This is a genomic window from Arsukibacterium sp. UBA3155 (assembly GCA_002364615.1).
Lineage (GTDB): Bacteria > Pseudomonadota > Gammaproteobacteria > Enterobacterales > Alteromonadaceae > Alishewanella.
Genome location: DEYP01000021.1, coordinates 1 through 3,807 on the forward strand (window position 1 = coordinate 1; position 3,807 = coordinate 3,807).

4 protein-coding genes are annotated in these 3,807 nt (G+C 48.4%); all 4 read left to right on the top strand.

The features are described from left to right. Positions 1-193: PhzF family phenazine biosynthesis protein (locus B2X65_RS09975; RefSeq protein WP_290612377.1), on the top strand; the 193-nt coding region annotated here is incomplete at its 5' end. A 246-nt stretch (positions 194-439) separates the two neighbouring features. After that, positions 440-946, top strand: coding sequence for a CHRD domain-containing protein (locus B2X65_RS09980; RefSeq protein ID WP_290612378.1), 507 nt, complete (start codon positions 440-442; stop codon positions 944-946). 205 nt (positions 947-1,151) lie between these two features. Continuing rightward, on the top strand, positions 1,152-3,086 hold the full coding sequence (locus tag B2X65_RS09985; RefSeq protein ID WP_290612379.1) for an acyl-CoA thioester hydrolase/BAAT C-terminal domain-containing protein: 1,935 nt from the start codon (positions 1,152-1,154) through the stop codon (positions 3,084-3,086). A 78-nt stretch (positions 3,087-3,164) separates the two neighbouring features. Then, positions 3,165-3,807: PhzF family phenazine biosynthesis protein (locus tag B2X65_RS09990; protein ID WP_290612380.1), on the top strand; the 643-nt coding region annotated here is incomplete at its 3' end.

Sequence of the window (3,807 nt, forward strand, 5' to 3'; positions counted from 1 at the left end):
TGATGAAGATCCGGTAACCGGCTCTATTCATTCCGGGCTGGCGCCTTACTGGGCTAAGCAGTTAGCCAAAACAGAATTAGTGGCGTATCAGGCATCAGCGCGCGGCGGCATTTTATATTGCAAGATCAGCAATGATCGGGTGTTAGTGTCAGGATTTGCGGTGTTGTATCTTAAAGGTACTGCTTATATTTAAGGAAAAGTTTGTTCTCTCTGCATGCGGGATACAACAATCTACTCCTCTTAAGCTAAGCTACATCACGGATGAGCTGCCGGTATTGTAGCCTGCTATCCTAAATCGCTGCTAAACCCGCAGACTAACCATTTTAAAAAACTATTAATCTGCATCCAGTTTAATAAGTCAGTCGTTACTTATATACCCGATAGCTGTTGTCCAATGTTGGAGTTGATCGGTATACCCGCAAAAAAACGGAGAAATACTATGATTTCCAAAAAAACAGCGTTGGCTTTGCTAATTGCAACTGGCGTTTTTAGCTCATCTGCAATCGCAGGCCATACTAACAACCTGCTGGAAGCGACACTGGATGGCAGACAAGAAGTAGCCAATGATGACAGCAACAAAAGAATTTCCGGTGATCCAAATGGCAGAGGTGAAGCTTATGTGTTTGGCATCGACAATGATGCTTTTACCCTGTGTTATGTTCTAACCGTTGAGAAAATCCAGCTTGTTCCTGTTGGCAGTGGCATGGCTGCTCACATTCACAAAGGCAGACGAGGTGAAAATGGTCCGGTAGTGGCGGTGTTAGCCGGGCCTGAAGACGGTAATGCAGCAGATTGCCTGACAGAAGGTGAAGCAGGTAAGTTTCCTACCGGTATTAGTGTAAGCGAAATTCTTGAAAATCCAGAAGAATACTACATTAATGTGCATAACCCAGACTATCCATCAGGCGCCATTCGTGGCCAGTTATTCTATCAATCTGATGAATAACCGCTGCTAGTCCAGACATAAAAAAGGGCGTTCAGCCCTTTTTTATTGACCTGCTGTTTTATCTCTGACAGATAATATGGTGCGCGGCAGGCCGTCTAATAACCAAGCGCTTAATTCGTTGTTTCTGCGAACATTTGTTTACACTCTCCATTTGAATCTGCCAGCTTGCTGGGTTTTAATAAGCCAAAAAAAGAGAGAAAACACCATGGACCTTAAGCGCTTATTCTCAGGAACAGTCGCCGTTAGCCTGCTGTTAGCCGGCTGCGGTGAACCCGGTTATCCTGATCATCTGCACGTGCAACGGATTGACCAACCGGATCTGAAGGCGATGTTAATCACGCCTGAAAGCCCTGACAAGGTGCTGCCTACTGTGATCGTAGTCGGTGGCTCAGATGGCGGGCTCAATAGTGCAACAACTGCAGCTCAGGCCTTCGCAGAACAGGGTGTTGCCGCACTGGCTGTCGGTTATTTTGGTATGCCCGGATTGCCGGAAACACTAAACCGTATCCCGCTGGAGTATTTTGACGCTGCTCTTCAATACATTGACACATCTGCACAGCTAAGTCGCAACCAGTGTCAAAAAGTGGCGATTATCGGCAGCTCACGCGGGGCTGAACTTGCCTTGTTGCTTGGTGCCAATTATGCTGACTACGGTCCGGTAATGGCCGTGTCGCCCAGCTCGCATGTGTGGGGCGCTGTGCAAGACAGCGATGCTGCCGCCTGGACGCTGAATGGGCAACCGCTGAATTATGTACCGCGCCATTCCCAGCCCGATTATTCGGCCAAACGCTTTGTTGGCCGTGAGTATTTTAAACAAGATTTACAGCACCCCGATGCGCTTGCCGCACGTATCGCTATCGATTCTATTCAGACTGAACTATTACTTTTTGCCGGCGCCGATGACCAGCTCTGGCCTTCGGCCCAAATGGCAAAGGCAATTGCAGCTGAGCTTAAACAAACTGCCCCGCAATCAAGGGTTACGTCCGTTATTTACCCTGCTGCCGGCCACGTTATTACTCCGGGGCTGCCTGCGAATTTAACCGAAGTCGCGCTTAAAGGCGGCCAAAAGCTGGTACTCGGCGGTCAGCCTGAGGCTAATGCGAGGGCGCAGCAGGATATTCTGAAGCGGGCCGTTCATGCCATCAAACATCCGGTTTGCTATGACAGCAACGCTACATTTAACCGCAGCAAACTTGACGAATTAGACCAGTTTATTAAAACGACCCATACCTCTTCGATGGTGTTGATGCGCTCCGGTGAAGTGGTTTTTGAATTTGGCGATATTCATCAGAAACATACTATTCATTCCATCCGTAAAGCGATGCTAAACTCTTTGTACGGCATTTACGTTGAACGTGGGGTAATTGACCTCAATGCCACCCTTACTGAGCTGGGAATTGATGATATTACCCCCCTTACTGCAACCGAGAAAACCGCAACCCTTCGCCAGTTATTGCAGTCGCGCTCGGGAGTTTATCTGCCCTCTGCAGCAACGTCAGACGGAATGCTGGCCGCAATGCCCGCAAGGGGGCAGTTCAAACCTGGCGAGCAGTACGTGTATAACAACTGGGATTTTAACGTGGCCGGTGCCATTTTTGAAAAGCTGACCGGCGAATCAATTTACACTGCTTTTCAGCGGGAAATAGCCAAACCGCTGGGCATGCAAGACTTTGCAGGAAACTACACAACTATCGATAATGACACCGTCCTTAGTGATCTTCAGGTCGATGGCTTTTATCAGTATGAACCTGAAAAATCAGCATTCCCGGCCTACCATTTCCGGATGTCCGCCTATGATATGGCGCTTTACGGCCAGTTATATGAAAACGGCGGCGTGTGGCATGGCCAACGTATTTTGTCACGAGACTGGATTGAGCAGAGCACAACCTCATATTCCGTCACAAATAAGTACATGGACTTCGGCTACGGCATGCTCTGGAATGTGATCAATGCTAACGATAAACGGCCGGACAAAGCATTTTTTCATACGGGTGTTGGCATTCATATGCTGGGAGTATACCCAGCCTCAGATCTGGTTTTTGTGCATCGCGTTCAAACCGAATCTGACTACGAGTTTGACCAGCAAAACCTGTATAACATCATCGGTCGGGTGTTCGACGCGCTGGAGACTGCAGAATAAACTCTGCTGTGAATGGGTGACAGCACCAGTTAACCCGCTAAACCGCGCACTTGCGCCCTGAAGCAGAGGAGTCTGATTTTGGAACTAGCTATTTATATTGTTGATGCCTTTACCAAACAACGGTTTAAAGGCAATGCTGCCGCGGTGGTGCCAGTACAAGATTGGCTTGCGCCTGAGGTAATGCAAAACATTGCGGTCGAAAATAACCTGTCAGAAACCGCCTTTATCCGCGCGTTATCGGCCAATCAATATGAAATTCGCTGGTTTTCGCCGTTAACTGAAATTGACTTTTGCGGCCATGCGACGTTAGCAGCCTCTTTTGCGATATTTCAGTACCTGGGCGGGCGGGGTGAAATTGAGTTTGTAACCCGGGAAGTAGGATCCTTGTTTGTGAAGCAGCATAGCGACGGCCGAATTGAAATGAGCTTTCCTAACCAATGCCCGGACCTGTTAGAACAAGATGAAATTCCGGATGCTTTGCTGGCAGGTTTATCGGTAACACCCATGCAGGTGCTAAAAAACCGCCAGGCTTATTTTGCGGTAATGGCGTCGGAGCATGATGTAAAAGGCCTGAGCTACATTTCAGAACAGCTGAAACAGTTAGCGCCCTTTGATGTGGTTGTAACTGCAAAAGCCAGTGCCAGCACCAACACAGATGAGTATGATTTTATCTCCCGCTATTTCTGGCCAGCTAACGGTGGTGATGAAGATCCGGTAACCG